Source organism: uncultured Tenacibaculum sp. (genome assembly GCF_947494125.1).
In the GTDB taxonomy this organism is placed as follows: domain Bacteria; phylum Bacteroidota; class Bacteroidia; order Flavobacteriales; family Flavobacteriaceae; genus Polaribacter.
This window is the reverse complement of sequence record NZ_CANLTU010000007.1, coordinates 169,019-190,967: the sequence shown is the minus strand read 5'-3', so window position 1 is coordinate 190,967 and position 21,949 is coordinate 169,019. Positions and strand designations below refer to the sequence as shown.

Sequence of the window (21,949 nt, the reverse complement as noted above, 5' to 3'; positions counted from 1 at the left end):
ATACTATGGAGCACCACTAAAATAAAAAACCCCGCAAAATCAATGACTTACGAGGTTATTTGTGGAGACGCCGAGTATTGACCTTGTTTTGCCGTATTATGCTTTAAGTGTTATTGTAACTACTGTAAACGTTGATTTCTTTAAAATTTTATTATTTGTTTTATGGTCATTTATCTATTGAATGTTACCTTTACTGTCACCTAAATTGACACCTATTTAACAATGACAAGTGCATTTAATCTAAAAGATAAAAATAAAGACGGAGCAACTTTAATTTATTTAAAAGCCTATTTTAAAAAAGAAGGGAAGCGATTTGTGTATTCTACAGGAGAATCTATTCATCCAAAAGAATGGGATTTTAAAAATAGACAACCAAATAATTTAACTGGAAGAACTTCTAAAGCCGATAGTCATAGAACTATAAAAAGGCAATTAGATAGATATTCTAATTTATTTACACTTGTTACGGAAATTTATAAGAATACAAATCAAGAATTAACTGTAGAAAAAGTTAGACAAGAATTTGATAAAGAGTTCAAGAGAGTTGCTGTTGGTAAAAATAAATTTTATGGCGCTTATGATGAGTTTATGTCATTTAAACAAAAAAATCAAGAGTGGTCTAAGGCAACAATAAAAAGGTATGATAATATAAAAAACATGCTAAAAGATTTTGAGAAAACTAAAAAATTCAAAATCACATTTGATACGATTAATCAAAAATTTTATACTGAGTTTACCGATTTTTGTATGGTTGATAGAGGACATATAAATAATACATTTTCAAGAAATGTAGGGTTAGTTAAAACGTTTCTTTTTTGGGCATTAAAAAACGGACATACTTACAAAGCAGATTTTATAAATTTCAAAAAGAAACCTAAAGTAATAACAAATCAAATTGCATTAAGAAAAGAAGATTTGGAAATATTATTAAAAACAGAAATGAGTTCTAAAAAATTAGAGCGAGTAAGAGATATATTTGTTTTTTCTTGTGTTACAGGGATGAGATTTGGAGAATTAAAATTTGTTTCTAAAAATAACATAAATGGTAAAACACTATTACTGAAAGAAGAGAAAAGCTCAGGTAAAAAGAGTAGGGAAATTCCTTTGAGTGGTATTGCGTTATATATTTTAGATAAGTATGATTATAGTTTACCTTTAATAGCTAATCAAAAGCATAATGATTATATAAAAGATGTTTTTAAAGATGCTGGTTATACGCACAATGTAGAGAAAACATCTACTAGAGGTAAAGAAGTAATACGAGAAGAAATTCCTTTTTATAAGCGAATAAGCTCGCACACGGCTAGAAGAACATTTATAACTATGATGAAAAGAAAGGGTAAAAGTGATAAGTTGATTGCTGAAATCTCTGGTCATAACGATATGAAAACACTTAACCAATATTACCAAGTTTCAAACGAGGATGTAAAAGATGCTGTTAATGAAACTTTTGATTTTGAAATCCCCAAAAACGATTAAATTATTAAAATGAATTACGGAAAAGAATTTATAAAGCTATATAATAAGGAACTATCAGCTTTTAAAAAAGAGATTATAGAAAGAATTGAAAAAGACTATGGATCTCCAGAAATGGCAAATGATTTATATTCTAGGTATAGAAGTGAAATTCAAGGGAAAATTATTGATATTAAAGAAAATGATAATAAAGAAGGTAAAGAAACATCTTTGACAGGTATGTCTTTGGGTTATATGAATAAGGAATATAAATTTGATAGGGTAGAAAATATAATAAACAGAGATATATATAAATATTTTTTGGATAATGAAAAATATGCACAGTATAAGGATTTTAGTCATTTTCTTCAGTATTTTTCAAAATTTTTAGTACTTCATAGTTACAGTAGTTTTATTAGTGAAAACCTAGAATTTTTTTATTCTGTGTTAGATCAAGAAAAAGTGAATGATTTTTTTGATATAAAATATATTAAAGATGATTTAAATGTGCTGGTTTTAAGTAAAGAACAATCTGAAATCTTAAAAGCTAAAAATAAGAAAAGTATTGCTTCGGAAGAGCCTGTGGAAAAAGCTAAAATAAAGGTAGACAATATTAAATTGAATAAGGAAAATTATGATAATCCTTTTACTGAAAACGAAAAATTTATCTTAATTCATTATTTATTTAAACACGAAAGATCACAAGAAAATAAACTATCAGCCTATGAAGTAACTCTAATTTTAAAAATGTCTTGTGAAGCGTTTACAAATAAAAAACTTAACAAGGTTAAAGATACCACTTATGAAAAATATCATGGAGGGTACGATTATTATAGTGTATCAAAGAATAAGAAAAAGAATAATTTTAAAATTGTGATTGAAAAGTGTAAAGTTTATAAATTGAATAGTTTTGCGGAGTATTTAAATCATGAATTGTTTAAAATGTAATTTTATTACTCCAAGAACTCCTGTTGTTTTAAATTTAATACTGGTTATATAGTTGTTATTTAGTGTTTTAGTTTACTCCAAGCATGCTCCGAGCTTACTCCAAAGACTTTAATTTTATCATTAAACTACTAATCTTTGCAGTAATAAAACATAAATATTCAATCCATGGATATTAGTAATTACTGAATATGATATGTTTTTAAATATTAATTTAAAATAATCATATTATGAAAGGAATAATAATAACAACACCTGAAGAACTTCTTGGCATGATTGATTCAGCAGTATCAATTAGAATCAATCCATTAGAAGAATTAATAAATAGCAAGTTAAATCCTCAAAAAGAAAATGTAACCGTAAAAGAAGCAGCAAAAAGACTTAACGTTACAGAGTTAACTATACGAAACTATATAAAGAAGGGTTTAATTGACGCTTCTAAAATAGGAAGAAGGATTGTAATTAATTTAGAAGGGTTAGAAAATACACTAAAGGAAGTTAAATCTTTAAAATACCGTAGGTAAGATGGGAGATTTTAAACTAGACAGTGAATTAGGAGAAAATAATCTGATTTTTATAGCTGATAATCTGCAATCTGAAATACATAAATTAAAGTTCAATAGAATTTCTGATTCTCTTCTAACTAAACATTTAGATTTTTATGCAAACGAGATTGATAAGATTAAAGATTTGATCGGAATTAATCCAAGGTTTAAATGGCAATTATTAGAGAAAGAAATTGACTGTAATTATATAAAAGATAAGTCTTTGACAGGTGCAAGCATTTTTTTTGATTGGAAGCATAATGTAGCTCCTAATCGAGTTTTCCTAAATTTTAAACTCTAAATAATTATGGATTACGTTAGAATAGGTACAGATTATTACAAGATTTGTAGTGTTCCTCTTTTGAGTGGGGACACTGCAAAAACTTTAATTAAATGGACAAAAGGAGAGATAATCACAGATAAAGGAAAAGATTTTTTGAACTTAGTGAAAAAGTATGATGGTTTTATAACTATTCCAGATCATCAAAATTATAGACAAGAAATAAACTCTTTTTATAATCAATATGAAAAAATAGAACATGAATTAGTAAAAGGTAACTTTGATAAAACAGAGGTTTTTTTAAAACATATATTCCAAGAACAGTATGAACTAGGCTTAGATTATCTTACTATACTTTGGCAACAACCCACTCAAATTTTACCAATTTTATGTTTAGTAAGTAATTCTCGGAATACGGGTAAAACATCTTTTTTAAATTGGTTAAAGTTATTATTTCAAGGTAACATGACTATAAATAAAAATGAGGATTTTAGAAGTCGATTTAATAGTGATTGGGGGTCTAAATTAATTATTTCTGTTGATGAAGTTCTTTTGGATAGGAGGGAAGATAGTGAACGGATAAAAAATCTTTCAACTGCTGGTTCATATAAAATAGAATCTAAAGGAAAAGATAAGGTTGAGACTAATTTTTTTGGAAAGTTTATATTATGTTCTAATAATGAAGAAAATTTTATTCAGATAGATGAGAAAGAAATTAGATACTGGGTAATTAAGGTAAATTCTTTTAAGTTAGAGGATGTAGATATGCTTAAAAAGCTTAGTAATGAAATTCCACAATTTTTACATTTTTTAAATAATAGAGAGATTATTTCAGAAAGAAAAACTAGAATGTGGTTTACAAAGCAGCAAATCTATACGCCCGCTTTGGATAAAGTTATTAAAGGAAATAAAACATACTTAAGTCAGGAAATTAGAGAAATAATAATTGATGATTTTATAACTTTTGAAGTTGATGTTTTAAAATATACTGCGACAGATTTATTTGAAAAATTAAATAAAGGTATAAAAACTACTCGTTTTAAAATTACCAAGAGCTTAAAAGATGATTATAAATTAGAATCTTTAAATGGAAGCTACAAAAAGTATTTTCTTTCTTTAAATACATCTCAAACTACAATAGTAGACTTTGAAACTAGAAAAGGAAGATTCTATGAGTTTCTGAAAAGTGATTTTATTGAAACATCGTTGACCGTTGACAAATAAAAAGAGAAACCTTAATATGTATAAGGCTTTCGATAGTTAACAGTAATTCAACAAACTGTCAACAAATATAATGTAAACTTTATTGTTGACAGCTTGTTGATCTTTTGTTGTGTGATTAATTAGTTGTTGTTTAGGTGTTTACTTCGAGTATTCAACTGTGATACAAGTGTTTAATTATTTTATTAGCGTTCTTAATAACCCTAAGTAATTACTAATGATCTTTTCTCTTCACTTTATTCTACTCTCGTACTGTAAATTAATTCCATTTTTTGATGTTTTTTAGAAGAATTTCTTTATAGTTTTTTTAGTGTAGAAGTTTTAACAGAGTTTATTTAATCGACTATTTTGTCCCTAATTTAATTGTTGTCCCTTGCTATTTAACCAAAATAGAATAATAATCATTTGATATTAAACCATAGGAATATTACATTTTTGAAAGATCATTTTTTTTTTACTATTAAAAGAAATAATTTCTTATGAAGCTGGTTGTTGTAAGTTAGCGTATTAGTTATGTTTTTTTTGTAAACATATTTATAATCTGTAAATCCTTGACAATAATAGGAGAAATCTGTTAGTTTGACGAAGTCGATAACGGAAATCATCGTATAACGTGATTCTCGTTTACTATTTTAAAAATAATAATAAACAAAAAATATTTTTTTTAAAAAATGATTTATATATTTACTAGCGAAGAAGAAATTTTATTAAAATAGCTATGAAACTACTTATCCTGTATAAGCTAATTTTTATTTACACCTTTTATTTAAAGGTGAATAAAAACGTGCACCTTATTTTGAAAATTAAACTTAATTATTAATAAATGAAAATGAAAATGAAAACTACAAAAATTGTTTTAGGAATATTTTGCTTGTTGGCAATAATGTCACATGCTCAAAAAAAAGAAATTGATTGCAATTTTAACATGAACAGAGCCGTCTTTCATTTGGAAGGAAATGAACTTTTTAAAAAAGATAAACAAAAAGCAATTGAATATTTAATTCCATGCGTTGAAGCAAAAGATCCTTTAGCTCAATTGATAATGGGACGGATTTTACTAAATAGTAATAATGAAAATAAACACCATAGAGCTTTTAAATTAATTAAGGCATCTGCAAAACAAAATAATCCAATTGCTGCTGCTGATTTAGGTATACTGTACAAGTATGGAAAAGGGTGTGCTCTAAACTACAACAAAGCTAGGAAATGGTTTAAAATAGCTGTTGAATTAGGAAATGATAAAGCAGCTTACACTTTAGGTTATTTATATTTAAAAGGTTTTGGAAACATAAAACAAAATTACACAAAAGCAGTTAGCTGGTTTCAAAAAAGTGATTACCCAATGGCTAAATATTGGCTAGGCGTATGTTATTACTATGGCTATGGCGTTAATAAAAATATTACAAAAGCTAATGAACTATTGAGGACTAATTTTAAAGAAGAAGTTAAAAACTATCAGACTACAAATGCTGAAAATATTGCCTCAACTTCAAAAGAAATTATAAAGGAAGAAAATATTTTTTTGAATTCTCAAAATATAACTCCTAAAAAACTAAACGGAACATGGAAAGGAGATTTATTGTTTTTCGACTGGTCAGGTAATAATATTGAGAATAAAGTGTCATTTGAGATTGTGTTTAATCACAATAAAGAAAATAATATTTTGAAAGTAAAAATAAATGACCAAGAGCAAAAAGTAAATTTTACTCAAATAGCTAACTCTTTATATTTTGAAGAATTCACTACTAAATTACCTCACACTTCTTTTATAAAAGAGATCCCTTCAAAATTAACACATCAAATACTTTCCTCTACTTTGTCTCTAAAAAGCTTAAAATCAGGGGAGTATTTAACTGGGTCTATAGAAACACATGTAAGTGAATGGAATGAGCGAGGTGTTCCTATTAGTTTTGTTGTGAAAAAAGATGTGAAATTTAAAAATTCAAATGAAAAATTATCTAACGAAGCTATGGCTGCTCTTTCAAAACAAGAAAATTCATTTATTAAGTTATATCCAAATCCATTTGAAAATGATTTAATAATTTCTTATTCATTAAATCAAAAGCAATCAACTAAGGTTATGATAACAAATTTTAATAATTTCAAAGAAGTAGTTGTTAAGCCAGTTAGTATTCAGGAGCCAGGAACTTATCAATACTTCTTTGATGGAGTGAATTTACCAAAAGGTAAATATATAGTAATAGTAGACACAGGTAAAGGAAGAAAAACAAGAATTATAATAAAAAAATAAGCTTTTAAAATGAAATATATAAAATTTTTAACTATTGTACTTTTTTTGTTTGCATCTAGTATGTTAGCTCAAATTGAAAAGTTGAAATTTCCTTCAGAAGAATTAGAAGGGGAGTTTATAAAGAAAACAAAAATTATAGATAACGGAACAGGAGGTCTTAAAGGCTATTTACCTCCATGTAGTGGAAAATCTTGTGAAGTACCAGATATTGCTATTTATTATAATCAAAACTTTGTTTTTACTGCCTTACAAAATGAAAAATTTATTAAAGCAGCAAGACTTAAAGCTTTAAATGCATGGTATGATAGACAGGTAAATGAAATAATAAAACCAGGAATTGAAAATAAACTTAACAAGCAATTCTCTAATTTTAGCGAGGCAAAGAAAGCTATTTTTGAATATTCTGAAAGAGGGAACATTAATATTAATGTTCCAATTGTGAAAAGTAAATTTCAATCAGCTGTTTATGCAAGCGGAAGTAAAGAAAAACAATCTTTAAAAAAATTAAAGTTATTAAGATTACGGCAAGCTGAAATTAATTTGGGAAATCTAAATAATTCTGAATTTGGTTTTTTAAAAGTAAATGGAATTCCCCTTACTGAAATTAAAGACTTAGCTAGTATTCAAACTAATTGGAATATACAAATGCCTGTTTTTAGTAGCCACAATCAAGTTTTAAACTATAATAAAGCTATAATTGAAAGAATTTCTAATTTTGGAGTAGATTTATTTTCTGAAGTTTTAAAAGGGAAAAATAATTATTATGATGGTTTTAATCACTGGGACAAACTTGATTTAATGCAAGTTCTGCTTCATTATGAAATATTTAAAAAATACTCATCACCTCCTTATCTTTTACCTGCTGAATTTGAGAAGTTTAGAAGCCTAGATATAGGAACTCAACCTTTTATCGAAAATTTCGCTAAGAAAGACGTGGCTGTTTATACAATATTTCACCCTAATTATATTAATGATCAGAGGATAACTTTTGTTAAAAATAATGCAGGAGGTTTTGGTAGAATGGGGCCTGGAGCTTTTTTTGATGATAATATAGCCCCACAGCTTAGGGCTCAAATTAGAGAAGCTATGGAAAAATTACTTAATAATGTAAGTAATATAGGATTAGCTACAGATAATTTGGTAATAGAACTAGGACTTAATACTAATCAAAAGAGCTGGCTATATAAATATAGTAACGAAGCTAAAGAAATAATTAACCTAGCGAATGAAAATAGAATAAACACTCAAATTAATAATGAAACGAAAGCTTTTATTATGGAGTTTCTAAACATAATTGAAGATATTCCAACAGCTAAATTTTCTAGATATAAAGAATTAATTAATTTAATAAAAGAAAACCCTTTTGTATTACTTGAAGATTGTATTCAAAAGAATGGACTTGATATTGAAAATTATAAATTTTTATATAACCATACTATACCTTTGTCTTGTCAAAACAGACTTAACTCACTCGGGCAAGGGTTCAATGATCAGCCTCTTAAAACAGGTAATGCAGTTGCCGCTAATGTAGATTATTATGGAGTCGAAATTACCAAAAATCCTGATTTTAATTTAAATGGAGTTCCTGATACAGATGCAGAAGTATACAAAGCTTATAAAGCTAAGTTTACAGACTTAGCATCTGGATCTAAAGACGATTTTCAATTCAGTTGTAATCTTCCCTTAGATCTTGATAACAAAGCAGATATAAGTTGGACTTTCCTTCCTTATCATCAGGTTGATGGCGATATATGGAATTCAACAGATCCACTAACAGCTATAATTGCTATAAAAGCTTGGGGAGATGTTGTTTTTGGTAGTTTGGTATCTGATGATGGAGCTATAATGATTTCAGCCTTTACAAATCAATATTGGATAGGCTCTACTATTGCTACAGTTAACACAGGAACACAACCTTTTTCAGGAAATCGTCAGTGGGGTTATTTAACAAATTCAAATGGGAATTTGGAACTTTATGCAAGAGCAGTTGATGTTGCTAGAGTTGGCGATTTAACTTTATACGGACCAGGTACTGATGAATGTAAAGAAGATACATATTATAATATTGGAGAAGAAACTTGGTCTAATTTACAAAACGAAATAAAAGATTGGGTTAATGCATATAATGGAAAGGCAACAGTAAAAGAAAAAGTAGCTAAACGTTTTGATAAAACAAAACTAAAAGAAATGCTTGAAAAAAATGAATCAATTGATCAAATAAAATGTGATTAACTTTGTATTATGAAAAATAAATTAGTTTTTTTAAAAATTTTTTTACCTCCAGTAATTTGTCTAATTATAATTACAATGGTCAAAATAGGTATTGATTATTATCCATTATCTTTTGGGTTAGTTATTGGAATTGCAAATTGGAAACAATATAAATATAGCCCATATATAGGGGTAGTAATAAGTTTAATTATTTCTTATGTTGCTTTTTTTATAGCATATGCTAGCTTACCTGTTTTTATAGAACTATTTAAATTCTTAAACATTAACTATAGAGAAGTTTTACCTATAGTAATTTCTTCTTTTATAATCGCTCCATTATTAGTGTTTGTTTTTTATAAATACCTTTTTTTATTTGCAAAAAGTAAACTAACAGTTTATATAATGCTATGTTCGATTATTTCGTTAGTAATAATTTTTTGTACTACTGTTTGGTATCATAAATTAACAATGTTTAAATATGAATTTAATGAAGCTTTAAACCCATATACATTATGGCAAGTAATTATGGCTCTTGCTATTCAGTTGATTATTAATCAAGGTGTTTTTAAGAAAGAATAAATTCAAAATAAATATAAAGAGTAAAGGGCTAGGTGAAAATTCATTTAGCTCTTTTTTAACACGAAAGGTAATTTTTCCAGTTTTTTTGCAAAAGGTGACTAACTGGTAATATTGTTGTATTTATTTTATAGTATATTGATATCAGGACTCACAGAATTGAATTCATTGTCTGTGAGTTAATTATCGTCAAAAGAAAAATAACTATAAGCAAATTTAATTTTTTCTTATTAAAGAATCAGTATGTAGTTGTAAAATTAATAAGTATAATACTTTAGTTAAAATACTATTTTTTATAAAACAAAAAACCACCCTAATAAATTATAGGGCAGTTTTGATTTATTATAGTTATCTGCTCCTTTTGAGCGAATAATTGCTGAGTGCTAGAAGAAGATGGGTTATTCTTTAATAAATCGAACACCATTACATTCATCTGGATCACCAAATTTAATAAGAAAAACAGGTCTTCCATTTTTTTCATAAAGCTTCCATGATGTCCCATAATCTTCTATTTTATCCTTTTCGTTAAAATTTAAAGATAATGATAAAAAATATTCTCCTTCAGCATGAATAAGTTTCCAATTCCCTTTTACATTTATTTTTCTTTCTAATATTGTCATGTCAAATAAACTAGTTGAAATATCACTCATTTCTATAGTTCCATTTTTTCTGATATTTATGATAGAATTTTCTGTATTTAATTTACTATTGATTATTTTTTCAACTACGTAATCACCTACCAAAAAAGTATGCTCTTTTTTTGTAATAAGTGCATCAACTCCATTGTCTAAATTACAGGGAGCTATGTAGCAACTTATTAAAAATAGAAAAATAAATGAATAACTAAATAATCTTGTTAAATATGTTTTCTCTGTTTTTCTTTTCATTTAATTTATTTTTAATTTGAATCTAAATGTTTGCCAAATAGTTGAAAGAGGTAAATTATTTCCTGAGCCATTTCTGATATAATTTTCTCCTTTATGCAAAAGTAATGAATTCCTACTTGTTCCATTTTTAAGTTCTACAATAATCCAACCATAATCTGGACTAGGGGAATATTTAGCACTAGCTCCTCCAATAAAAAATTGTACCCAGTTCGCATTTTTATGTTTATTAAAAGAATCTTCAACCCCTGTATGATCAGGACTGAAAGAATATCCTCCGTTAATTTTCTGTCCGTTTGCAATAAATTGATTATATGTTAAACCTTTTTTACTTAAAACTTTATGAAAATTAGCTTTAATGTCGTTTGGTACATTACCAGATAAGAATTGTTTTGTCATGTCATAATCGAAAGGAAAATCACGTAAATCTTTTCCTAACCCGTTAGCAAACTCATATAGTAAAATCCCTACTCCATTTTTACCATTATCTTTAAATTCAAATATTTTATTACTTTCTTTTGTTGTATTTGCTTTATGATTTATTGCCAAAGCAGTTTTTGTTAAAGCACTTGATAACTCTTTATCTAGATATTTTATATGTGCTTTAATTATTTGTTCAGGTAATCTTTTTTTTAATTTTTCTAAAGCTTGTGCATAGCTTCTTAATATTTTTAACCATGGGCTTGATAATGCATTAAATGAAGGTGAATTAATTTTTTTATTAAATCCATCCATATTCACGGAAAAAGTAAGTGATTCAATAATTGTGTTTTTTATATTCAAAGGAATAATTCCTTTAATACTATTATTTTCTGCAAATTTTCTAAGCTCTTTAGCTATAAAATCATTATCGTAAAAGTACTTCCTATCTAAATGATTAGTAATATTTGTATCTTCTAAAAATTTAGCTATTATAGCTCCTTCTTGTAATTGAGGTAATATTTGAGAAATAAATTTTATATTATTTAAATTAACGTTATTACCCAAGGTATTTTTTATTTCTATGGCTTTATTTGGATTGTCATCTAACCATATTAATTGATATTTGTCGGAAATATTAAAATTTTTCACAATAAAATCTACACTGGGATTTGCTCCAATTGATGAGCCACTTAATAATTCATTTAACCTTTTATCTTTTAATTCCTGCCATTTTTTTCTAGCATTTCCTTCTGCTATCCATGGATATGGGTGACCTGAGAAAAAACCAGATTCATGTAGTAATTTATTCAGATATAGTTTATCAAAAACAGAGTATCCTCCTCCTCTATTATTGATAGCGCTATCTTCTATTATTTTCTCATTAGACTGATAAACACCAGAATATTTTTGAATTAATTGACTTGCTTCTATTCCTACTAAAGACACATAATTTTGACTTAAGCTTTTAATTTTTTCAAAATTAATTAGAAACTGAAGAAAATCTAACTTATCCCAGTCATTAAAACGATTGTAATAGTTGTTTTTAAGATTTACAACCTGACCTATAAGATCTAGGTTATGAGAGCCAACTTCTTTATAGATATAATTATTAATATGGGTAGTCGCTGTGTTTTTGCTAAATTCATCAACTAACTGACCCCATTTTTCATTTAATGTATTTAAATTTTTTAAATCTTTTAAATAAATATTGCCTACTTTAATATTACCATATACTGAATTGTTAATATTACCAGATTTAATTTCTGTTTCTCTAAATTTTAATAATTTCAATTCTTTTATATGAGTTTTTTGCCTATAAAAACCGTCACTTTTTAATTTAGAATATTTTGCTCTTACTGGTATACTAACTCTTTTGAGATTATTTATTTCAGAATAAAAAAACATTTTATTTTTAGCCAAATCAAAAGTAGGAAATTGTTCACCAAATTTATTTTCAAGGTGATTTTTAATTATCTCTTTCTGTTTGTTAAACCAAGTTCTATGTGATAAAGAAGCGGCTCTAATTATCGAATTATGATTAGCTAATGCATTATCAAATGAACTAGATGAAGTAAATGTAAAGTTGCCTATTTCTGGGCATTCTGTATTAATACCACAGGTGCCTGATTTTGGAAGTAAAGAATTTCCTACTTTCTCTTTCATTAAGAATTCATCTATTATTTGAATTTTATGGGTTTGAGAAAGTGATATACTTGAATAAATAACAAGTAGTAATAAGGTGATGTTGAATTTTATTCTTTTCATTATTTAGCTTATTTTTTTATTATTATTCTTGTATTCTTTTTATCATTAACAATTACACTGACTACATAAATTCCTTTTTTTAATCCAGAGCCATTATAAAAATATCTATGCTCCCCTTTTTCTTTTATTTTGAAGTTTTCAATAGTAGATATGACATTTCCATATAAATCATTAATTAATACCTTAGTTTTAGATGCATCATCAAGTTTGTACGAAATAATTAAGTCTTTTTCAAAAGGGCTAGGGAACAATTTTATAAAGCTCTCTTTTTGTTCTGATAATGCTTTTAAAGCCTCGTCAGATAACTCTTCTTTATTATTTTTAATTTTTTTAGATAAGACTAAACTGATTGGAGCTCCTTTCTCATTCCAGTCATTAACATAGCTATCCATTTTAATTATTAGATACTGAGTTCCATTTAATGTTTTTAATAATAAATCTCCTGATAATAATTGATGAGAAAGTGTCGTTGGTATTTCATCTTTATAAGATTCATGATGAAGGGTAAGAAAAGTATCGTCAAAATAAATAGAATTATCAAGTTTTATAATTTTATTTTTTATTGTTTGTTTATTAAAGTTGATTTCTGAAATTAATTCACCCGAATTTGAATCAAGTGTTATTTCTAAGGAAATATTATTTTTTTTCTCAATATTATTCTCAGACCAGTCTAATTGAATTAATTTTCCATCCCACTTACCTATTAAATCATCCTCTAAAACATCGATAGTACTTGGGGTATTTAAACTTTTTTCATTAATTGTTATTTTGTTTATAATATCATTATGTCCAATAGTATTGTTATTTGTTGATGCATTAGAAGTTGTGAAATTAGTTCCTAATAATTCATTCGCTTTTTGAATATTCTTACTTACACCATAACCTTTATAAAAACAAATACCTAACCAATATTTAGCCATAGGGTACTGACTTTTTTTAAACCATGTTGTTGCTTTATGATAATCTTGAGTAATATTTCCCAACCCTTTAAAGTATAAATATCCTAAACTATATGCTGCTTTATCATTCCCTTGTTTAGCTGATTTTTTAAACCATTTTCTAGCTTTATTAAAATTTAACCTGCAGCCTCTTCCATATTTAAACATTACCCCTAAATCCGCCATAGCGATAGAATTTCCTTGTTTAGCAGCTTTTTTAATCAATTGAAAAGCTTTTTTATCAGCTTCGTCTGTTCTTTCAAGTGAGTATATTCTACCAAGTAATAATTGAGCATTTGGAAACCCCTTTTCTGCGCAAGGCTTTAAATATTCAATAGCTTTTTGAGGATCTTTTTTAGTGTATTCATCTCCTTGTAAGTAGAATAAAGCTTCTCTATAATAGAAGGAACAATCATAAGTTTTTTGCTCTTGAGCATTTGATGTTAGCGAAAAAAGAATTAACGCTACCAACATAATTTTGGTAATTTTCATTTTCATATATTTAAGTTAAATTTTAGCAATAAATATCCTGTTAACCTTTAAAATAAAGATTAAGAATAAAAGAAGGATATTGTTTTTGTTCTAGTCTTGTAAAGTAGTTGAATTCATAGCTTGTATTATTTTTTCTTTTTCAGTGACAAATTTATTTTTTTTTCTTTAATGAGCAAATACTTTTTAGGATTAATTAAACTTTTAATTATAAAAGTTTAATTAATATATTTATGAGTGTCACTAAGCTCTATGTTTTATTTGCTTCATTAAGTTTAAATAACTTTTATAAACTCGTCCACAATTTAATTTTGGGACAAATTATCCAATGTAGGTTATTCACATTAAAATACAAATGGATTAAAATTAAGGGGAAAAAATTTATTTACTTGTTTTAGCTATTTCTTGTATAAGATTTAACATCTCTTCTCGTTTCTCTGGCTTGGTGTTTTTAAAAGTGAATTTAGCTAAATCTAATAAGCTAGATTTTAGACTAATCTCTTCAGACTTAATGTATCTCATCAATAAAAACATAACTACAACTATACAAAAAGACGTTACAAAAGTTATAAAAATATAGGCTGCTAAACTATAGTCTTGAAACTGCTTAAAAATCCAATACAAAATAAAAAACTTGGTTGATAAATAAGTTAATGACACTAATAAACTACCCCAAAAAAATATTTTATTCTTTTTTATTGATATAAAATTAAGCACTAGAAAAACAACAAACAATGATAATAGAATATCTACTATATTTCTTCCCAGTCGTTCCCAAAAGTAATGAGAGGAATCAAAACCAAAAACTTGTTGATTTTTAATCTCAGTATTTAACACATTAAAAGCAGCTTTCTTTTTAGCATATGCCTCTTTATAATTGTTATAAACTGAAGTTCCTTTAGCATAGTTCTTTACTTGTTTTAAAGCAATAGTATTCTCCTTCTTAGCTTTATTGAATGCTAAACTAGCTTCTTTATAAGAGCTAGAGACTGTATCAATAGATTTATAAGAATAGGTGAAAACTACCAATATAATTGGAAAGCAAATAAAAAAAACGATATGACTAATCTTCGTCCATTGTCGGTTTGTCAACTCCGTCTCCATCGTCTGTAGTTGAGTCTCCTTTGTTGATTGATTGTAATTCTGTTGTTGCATTTTCTGGTACTAGTTTATCATTGTCTGTGCAAGAGATAAAACCTAAAACAAAAACTAACGCTACTACTCTTAATAATGATTTCATATTTATAAAGTTTAAAAAAAATTAGCTTTAAAAATACGATTAAAAATACTAGCTCTGATAATATGCTTAATTTCTATTTCTTTAAAAACAAATTGGTTACATGTTTAAACGCTAAAAGCGCTAATTGAACATTATCTTTTACTTCTAATTTCCTTCGAATTCTCTCAGTACTACTCCTGTAGGCACTTTTGGTAATTCCAAGTTTAGTGCTGATTTCATCGGAGGAAAACCCTTCTACTAAAAACTGCATAACTTCAATTTCTTTATTTGATAATACATCAGTTAATAACAATCCAGTAGAACTTTCTAACTGCATATTTATAATTGCATCTCTTGATTTTTCAGAGAAATAAAGTTTACCATTATAAACTGTTTTAATAGCTTTAACAATACAATCGCCTGATTCTTCTTTTAGCACATAACCTTTAGCTCCAAGTTCAATAACTTTCTGTATTGTATATCCATCACAAATACTAGTTACCATAATTGTTTTAACTTTGGGGAACTTTTCATTTAAATGCTTTAATACATCTAAACCATTGTAATACGGCATAGAAATATCTAAAAGAAGTACATCGCAATAGTTATTATCTAACCATTCCATAAGACCAAATCCATCTGTTGAAGAACCTACTACATTTAAGCCTTCGACTTTCATCATAGCTTTATATCCTTCAATAACAATTGGATGATCATCTACTAAAAATACTTTCATTTAATTCATCTAATTTCAACAAATGTAAAAGATTAACTTTAGTTAGAAAGAGGACGTTTGTCTCAAATGATAAAAAAGCGATATTACCTTTAAAAAAATAATAAAAGTACACATAAATTATGGTTCGAAATATGTGGTTTTAATAAAGAAAATAAACTCTAAAAACACTGTTGCAGTTTTGTTGCAAAGCTGTTGCTCTTTGTTGCGTTTTTGTTGCAAAGCTGTTGCTCTTTGTTGCGTTTTTGTTGCAAAGCTGTTGCTCTTTGTTGCAGTTTTGTTGCAAGCTGTTGCTCTTTGTTGCAGTTTTGTTGCAAGCTGTTGTTCTTTGTTGCAGTTTTGTTGCATTTTTGTTGCAAAGCTGTTGCTTTTGATGTTAAAAACAGAACTATTTCATTTAAGGGTATAGTTAATATTATTTATATACTTTGTTTTTTAATAGTTTTTTGTTTTTTATCATTAAAATTAATTACATTATTTTTTGATTAAAAGTGAATTTCTTATGCTAAATTGAGGTGACCCGTATTAAAAAGAATCAAATTTTCTTACATTTATAGTTTATAAAAAAATAGCTATTAATGTCATTATTCCAAACCTCAGTATTAAAACAATATTTACAATTACTTGATAAAAAAACTTTAGAGAAAGCATATAAAAAATACACTAAGTATTTCTTAAATCAAACAATACAAGAAAATATACGTAGCTCAAAAGAAGAAGAGTATCAAGGTATATTTTTAACAGAACTCTTTGTAAATGTATTAGGTTATACTTTAAAACCAAAGGCTGAATATAACCTTGTAGCAGAATATAAAAACCAAAACAATGCGCGTAAGGCAGACGGAGCAATATTACATAATGATATTGCTGTTGGAGTTATAGAACTAAAAGGAACAAAAACCAAAGATTTAGAAAGTATTCGTAAGCAAGCTTTTGATTATAAAGCTAATCAAAAAGGATGTGTATATGTGGTAACTTCTAACTTCGAGAAATTGCGTTTTTATATTAATGACGCAACCGAGTTTGAAGAGTTTAATTTATTTGATTTATCGCCCGAACGTTTTTCATTACTGTACTTATGTTTACAAAAAGAAAATATAATAAATAACCTTCCTTTTAAAATAAAAGAAGCATCGGTAGTAGAAGAAGAACAAATAACAAAACAGTTTTATAAAGACTATTCCGTATTTAAAAGAGAATTATATCGCGATTTAGTAAAACGCAACGCAAAGAAATTAAAAGGTGAAGCGCAATTGCGTGCAATTGAAACGCAAAAACAAGAAATAACAGAAGAAGAGCAAAAAGAATTACAACATTTAGAAAAAAACGTAAAACTTACACTTTTTAAAAAATCACAAAAATTAATAGACCGTTATCTGTTTATTTTCTTTGCAGAAGACCGTGGTTTATTACCACCAAACAGCACACAGCAAATATTAAATAAATGGAAAGCTGATGTAGATTTTGGAGACGACCGACCATTGTACAATCTTTTTAAACAATATTTTAATCACTTAGACCAAGGTAGAGCAGGAACAACTAAAAGAGCCGAAATATACGCCTATAATGGTGGGCTATTTAAAGAAGATAAAATCTTAGATAGTTTAGAAATAGATAACCAACTATTATACAAGCATACTAGTAAATTAGCAGCCTACGATTTCGAAAGTCAGGTAGATGTAAATATATTAGGACATATATTCGAAAACTCATTAAATGAAATTGAAAGTGTAAATGCCGAAATTGAAGGTGGTGATTTTGATAAGCAAAAATCTAAACGTAAAAAAGACGGAGTTTTTTACACACCAAAATACATAACCAAATATATTGTAGAAAATACGGTTGGTAAGTTATGTAATGAAAAGAAAACCGAACTAGGTTTTAAAGAAGAAGAGTATTTTAAAGGACGTAAAAATCGAAAAAAAGCAACTATTACAAAATTAGTATCTGTTTTAGATGCGTATAGAGATTGGTTGCTACAACTAACTATTTGCGACCCTGCTTGTGGTTCTGGAGCTTTTTTAAACCAAGCTTTAGATTTTTTAATAAAAGAACACACCTATATTGATGAGCTAAAAGCTAAAATATTAGGAGGCGGTATTGTGTTTTCTGATATTGAAAACACCATTTTAGAAAACAATATTTATGGGGTTGATTTAAATGAAGAATCTGTAGAAATTGCAAAACTATCTCTATGGCTACGTACCGCACAACCACGCCGTAAATTAAACGATTTAAGCTCTAATATTAAATGCGGTAACTCTTTAATAGATAGTAAAGCAGTTGCAGGAGATAAAGCTTTTAATTGGGAAACACAATTTCCTAAAGTATTTAAAAAAGGTGGTTTTGATGTGATTATTGGGAATCCGCCTTATGGTATTTTTCTATCTAAAGAAGAGGAAAATTATTATAAAAAATATTTTCCATTAACAAATTATAAAATTAATCTATATGTTCTATTTATAGAGAGAATGTCTCAAATCTTCGATAAAGGAATAATACATTTTATTATTCCAAAATCATTACTGTTTAACACTTATTATAAAGACGTAAGAGGTTATTTATTATCTAATACGAAGATTCACGAAATTTTTATGATTTCTGATAAAATTTTTCCAGATGCAGAAGTTGGTGGTAGTTTAATCTTGAAATATGAGATAATGAAAGAGGTAAACGTTAAAGAACCTTTCAAGCTAATTTCAGCTAATTCTTATTTTGATTATGAAAACCAAAAATGTATTTACAACAATATATCCCAAAAGTTTTTTTTAGAGATACCTCACTACGAAATTTCACCTGTAGCAGAAGGAACTGATAACTTACATAAAAGGTTGAATAAGTTAAAAACAATTAAGGATTTTTACAAACTTAAAAACGGTTTAAACCCTGGTAATATTAAGAATATTTTGATTTCTGACAATTGTTTAACAGAGAATCATAAACCTATAGTATGGGGTAAAGAATTTAATAGGTATACAATTAATTGGGGAGGTCAATATATAAATTACGATTCAAATATAGCAGAGAGTTTAACTTTAGAAGATATACAAAGTAAAGAAGGTATGAAGAAGCAGAATAGAATTGATTTTGCTTTGAGAACATCAGATTTATTTGAGAATGAAAAAATCATGGTTCGTAAAACTGGTGATAGATTTATTGCAACCAAAGATTCAAATAATTATTATTTTGATACCTTAGTTCATGGTATCTATCAAATGGATGATGATTATAGTTTAGATTACCTGCTAACAATTTTAAATTCAAATTCAGCAACATTTCTTTATAGATTACTTCACGATATAAAAGGTAAAGTTTTTGCGAAAATTAGTTTAGATAAGTTGGGTGCTTTTCCTTTACCAAAATCAAATGACTTGCAAAAGAAATCTTTAGAATCATTAGGTTTAAGGATGCTAGTTATTCAGCCAGAATTAGATAGTTTATTAATAAAATTCCAAAAATATCTTCACCAAACCTTTCAGCTAGAAAAACTATCCAAAAAACTACAAAACTGGCATGAGTTAGAGTTTGGAGATTTTATCAAAGAGCTTAACAAAGCCATAAAAACAAATAACAAACTAAGAGTCAAACAAGTTGTAGAAGGTATTTTAGAAAGTACAACCGAAGTACCTACTTTAACCAAAAAAGATGGGTTTGAGTGGTTAGACCTCTTTGAAGAAAACAAACAAAAAGCACAAGTCTTACAAACCCAAATCAACCAAACAGATAAAGAAATAGATGCTATGGTGTATGAGTTATATGGTTTAACAGAAGATGAAATAAAAATTGTAGAAAATTCTTAATTTAAATCTTATGATAACAAATATTAAACTCCATAATGTTGCTAGTTATGTTAATCCAGTTGAGATTAACGATTTAAAGAGGATCAATTTTATATATGGGTCAAATGGTACTGGAAAGACAACCTTTTCTAACTTTCTTTATGATTCTACTAATTTAAAATATTCTGATTGTAATAAAAAATGGAAAGATGATACTGAATTAAATGTGCTTGTTTACAATAAAAAATTTAGAGAAGATTACTTTGGAGAAAGTAAATTAAAAGGTGTTTTTACTTTAGGTAAAGCTTCAAAAGAAGAGATTGATACAATCAACACTAAAAAAGATGAACTCAAAAATTTAAAAGAACAATATGTAAAGCGCAAATCTTCATTGGATAAATTAATTGAAGAAAAGAGCGAAAAAAGCTTAAAGTTTAAAGAGAAAGTTTGGAAAGGTATTTATCAAAAGCATAAAACTTATTTTAAAGAAGCGTTTGTTGGTTCAATGAAAAGTAAAGATGCTTTTTACAACAGAATTATTAAAGAATTTAATAGTAATGAAGAAGAATTTTTAGTTTTAGATGTTTTAAAAACGAAATCACAAACTATTTTTGGAGAAGCTCCCAAACATATAGAATCTTTCACAGTTATTGAGTTTGAAAAGCTTTTAGAAATAGAAGAAGATAAAATCTGGGAGAAAAAAGTTATTGGTAAAGCAGATGTTGAAATAGCAAAACTTATACAGAAATTAAATATAAATGATTGGGTTATAAAAGGTAAAAACTTGTTGAAAGAAACTGATAGAACTTGTCCTTTTTGTCAAGAAGAAACTATTACAGTAAACTTTAAAAAACAATTAGATAAGTTTTTTGATGAGAACTTCACCAATGACCTCAAACAAATAAAGGGTTTTAATGATGAATACCTGAGAGAAGCAGCAACAATTGTTAATCAATTAAATGAAATAGAAAAAAAAGAAAAAGAGAATAAAAAAACAAAGCTGAATATTAGCTTGTTTTCTGCAAATTTAAAAACACTAATAAGCGAACTCACTGCTAATAGAGAGTTTCTTCAAAACAAATTATCAGAGCCTAGTAGAGTAATAAGTTTGCAATCAATTAAACAACAATTAAGTAGTTTAAATTTATTATTAATAGAAGCTAATAAATCAATTGAAAAACACAATAAAATTGTTTTAGACTATAGAAGTCAAAGAGATAATCTGATTAATTCAATTTGGAAACATCTTGTAGAGGATAATAAAGTAGAATTAGACAATTACGTAAAAGAAAATGATGGTTTAACCAAGGCAGTAGAAGGTATTAAAAAACAATATGATGATTTCAATGAAAAGCATAGGTTACTTAAAATTGATATAGATCAATTAAGTATAAATGTTACTAGTTCTGAGCCAACAGTAATTCAAATCAATAATACGTTAAAAACTTACGGTTTTCAAAGCTTTACTATTGTTCCTTCTTCAAAAGAAGAGAATCATTATGAAATACAAAGAGAAGATGGTTCGCCTGCTGAATCAACATTAAGTGAGGGAGAAAAAACATTTATTACTTTTTTATATTTTTTGCAGATAGCCAAAGGCTCCTTAGAAAAAGGAAAAACATCCGTAGATAAAATACTTGTTATTGATGACCCTATTTCTAGTTTAGATAGCAATATTTTATATGTAGTAAGTACACTAATAAAAAGAATTTTAAAAGAGGTTAGGAGTGGCGAAGGTGATATTCTTCAAGTTATTTTGTTAACTCATAATGTGTTTTTTCATAAAGAAGTTTCTTTTATTGATGGAAGAACTAGTAAATTAAATAATACAAATTATTGGATATTAAGAAAGAAGAATAGAGTAACTTCTATTCAAATGTTTGAGCAAGAGAATCCAATACATTCTTCTTATGAATTATTATGGAAAGAGTTAAAAGAGGGAGATTCTTTAGTATCTATTCAGAATACTATGAGAAGAATAATAGAGAATTATTTTAGGATTTTAGGAAAGTATAGAGACGATACATTAGTTAATAAATTTGAAACACCAGAAGAACAGGATATTTGTAGGGCTTTAATAAGTTGGATTAACGATGGTTCTCATAGTATTAATGATGATTTATACATAGAATACCAAGATGAAACAATTGCTAGTTATAAAAAAGTATTCAAGTCCATTTTTGAAAAATCACATCATAAAGAACATTATAAAATGATGATGGAAGAAAATTAACTA

At 26.9% G+C, this 21,949-nt stretch carries 17 protein-coding genes; 10 read left to right on the top strand and 7 right to left on the bottom strand.

The features are described 5' to 3' along the window. Positions 1–222: 222 nt before the first annotated feature. The 8 genes from Q0881_RS12800 to Q0881_RS12765 all read left to right on the top strand — a co-directional run bounded on the left by Q0881_RS12800 (position 223) and on the right by Q0881_RS12765 (position 9,487). The gene (locus tag Q0881_RS12800; RefSeq protein WP_299160901.1) at positions 223–1,479 is read left to right on the top strand and encodes a tyrosine-type recombinase/integrase; all 1,257 of its coding nucleotides are present in this window, start codon (positions 223–225) and stop codon (positions 1,477–1,479) included. 9 nt (positions 1,480–1,488) lie between these two features. Then, entirely contained in the window at positions 1,489–2,403 is a 915-nt protein-coding gene (locus Q0881_RS12795; RefSeq protein WP_299160899.1) for a hypothetical protein, read from the top strand. 227 nt (positions 2,404–2,630) lie between these two features. Beyond that, positions 2,631–2,924 (top strand): helix-turn-helix domain-containing protein, encoded by a 294-nt coding sequence (locus Q0881_RS12790; RefSeq protein WP_299160896.1) that lies wholly within the window; start codon positions 2,631–2,633, stop codon positions 2,922–2,924. Position 2,925: 1 nt separating this feature from the next. After that, a complete protein-coding gene (locus Q0881_RS12785; protein WP_299160894.1) occupies positions 2,926–3,246 on the top strand; it encodes a hypothetical protein in 321 nt (106 codons plus the stop codon). Between the two features lie 6 nt (positions 3,247–3,252). Further along, positions 3,253–4,449, top strand: a complete 1,197-nt coding sequence (locus Q0881_RS12780) for a primase-helicase family protein (RefSeq protein ID WP_299160892.1) — start codon at positions 3,253–3,255, stop codon at positions 4,447–4,449. 832 nt (positions 4,450–5,281) lie between these two features. Continuing rightward, a complete protein-coding gene (locus Q0881_RS12775; protein ID WP_299160890.1) occupies positions 5,282–6,697 on the top strand; it encodes a T9SS type A sorting domain-containing protein in 1,416 nt (471 codons plus the stop codon). Positions 6,698–6,706: 9 nt separating this feature from the next. Beyond that, positions 6,707–8,929, top strand: coding sequence for a hypothetical protein (locus Q0881_RS12770; RefSeq protein ID WP_299160887.1), 2,223 nt, complete (start codon positions 6,707–6,709; stop codon positions 8,927–8,929). Between the two features lie 9 nt (positions 8,930–8,938). After that, positions 8,939–9,487 carry a hypothetical protein gene (locus Q0881_RS12765; protein WP_299160885.1) on the top strand — a complete coding sequence of 183 codons (549 nt, stop codon included), beginning with the start codon at positions 8,939–8,941 and terminating at the stop codon, positions 9,485–9,487. 395 nt (positions 9,488–9,882) lie between these two features. Here Q0881_RS12765 and Q0881_RS12760 read toward each other — a convergent pair whose 3' ends face one another. The 7 genes from Q0881_RS12760 to Q0881_RS12730 all read right to left on the bottom strand — a co-directional run bounded on the left by Q0881_RS12760 (position 9,883) and on the right by Q0881_RS12730 (position 16,293). Further along, positions 9,883–10,371, bottom strand: a complete 489-nt coding sequence (locus Q0881_RS12760) for a hypothetical protein (protein WP_299160883.1) — start codon at positions 10,369–10,371, stop codon at positions 9,883–9,885. Next, positions 10,372–12,555 (bottom strand): hypothetical protein, encoded by a 2,184-nt coding sequence (locus tag Q0881_RS12755; protein WP_299160880.1) that lies wholly within the window; start codon positions 12,553–12,555, stop codon positions 10,372–10,374. A gap of 8 nt (positions 12,556–12,563) precedes the next feature. Beyond that, a complete protein-coding gene (locus Q0881_RS12750; RefSeq protein WP_299160878.1) occupies positions 12,564–13,985 on the bottom strand; it encodes a hypothetical protein in 1,422 nt (473 codons plus the stop codon). A 378-nt stretch (positions 13,986–14,363) separates the two neighbouring features. Next, on the bottom strand, positions 14,364–15,086 hold the full coding sequence (locus tag Q0881_RS12745) for a hypothetical protein (protein ID WP_299160875.1): 723 nt from the start codon (positions 15,084–15,086) through the stop codon (positions 14,364–14,366). Next, positions 15,046–15,222: a hypothetical protein gene (locus Q0881_RS12740; protein ID WP_299160872.1), complete on the bottom strand. Its 177-nt coding sequence runs from the start codon at positions 15,220–15,222 to the stop codon at positions 15,046–15,048. Before Q0881_RS12740 ends, Q0881_RS12745 begins: the two co-directional genes overlap by 41 nt. A 73-nt stretch (positions 15,223–15,295) precedes the next feature. Further along, a complete protein-coding gene (locus Q0881_RS12735) occupies positions 15,296–15,937 on the bottom strand; it encodes a response regulator transcription factor (RefSeq protein WP_299160869.1) in 642 nt (213 codons plus the stop codon). 158 nt (positions 15,938–16,095) lie between these two features. Continuing rightward, entirely contained in the window at positions 16,096–16,293 is a 198-nt protein-coding gene (locus Q0881_RS12730) for a hypothetical protein (protein WP_299160866.1), read from the bottom strand. Between the two features lie 219 nt (positions 16,294–16,512). Between Q0881_RS12730 and Q0881_RS12725 the strand changes: the two genes are divergently transcribed. Both Q0881_RS12725 and Q0881_RS12720 read left to right on the top strand, forming a co-directional pair. After that, positions 16,513–19,734: a TaqI-like C-terminal specificity domain-containing protein gene (locus tag Q0881_RS12725; RefSeq protein WP_299160863.1), complete on the top strand. Its 3,222-nt coding sequence runs from the start codon at positions 16,513–16,515 to the stop codon at positions 19,732–19,734. 10 nt (positions 19,735–19,744) lie between these two features. Beyond that, entirely contained in the window at positions 19,745–21,946 is a 2,202-nt protein-coding gene (locus Q0881_RS12720) for an AAA family ATPase (RefSeq protein WP_299160859.1), read from the top strand. The last annotated feature ends 3 nt before the right edge of the window (positions 21,947–21,949 follow it).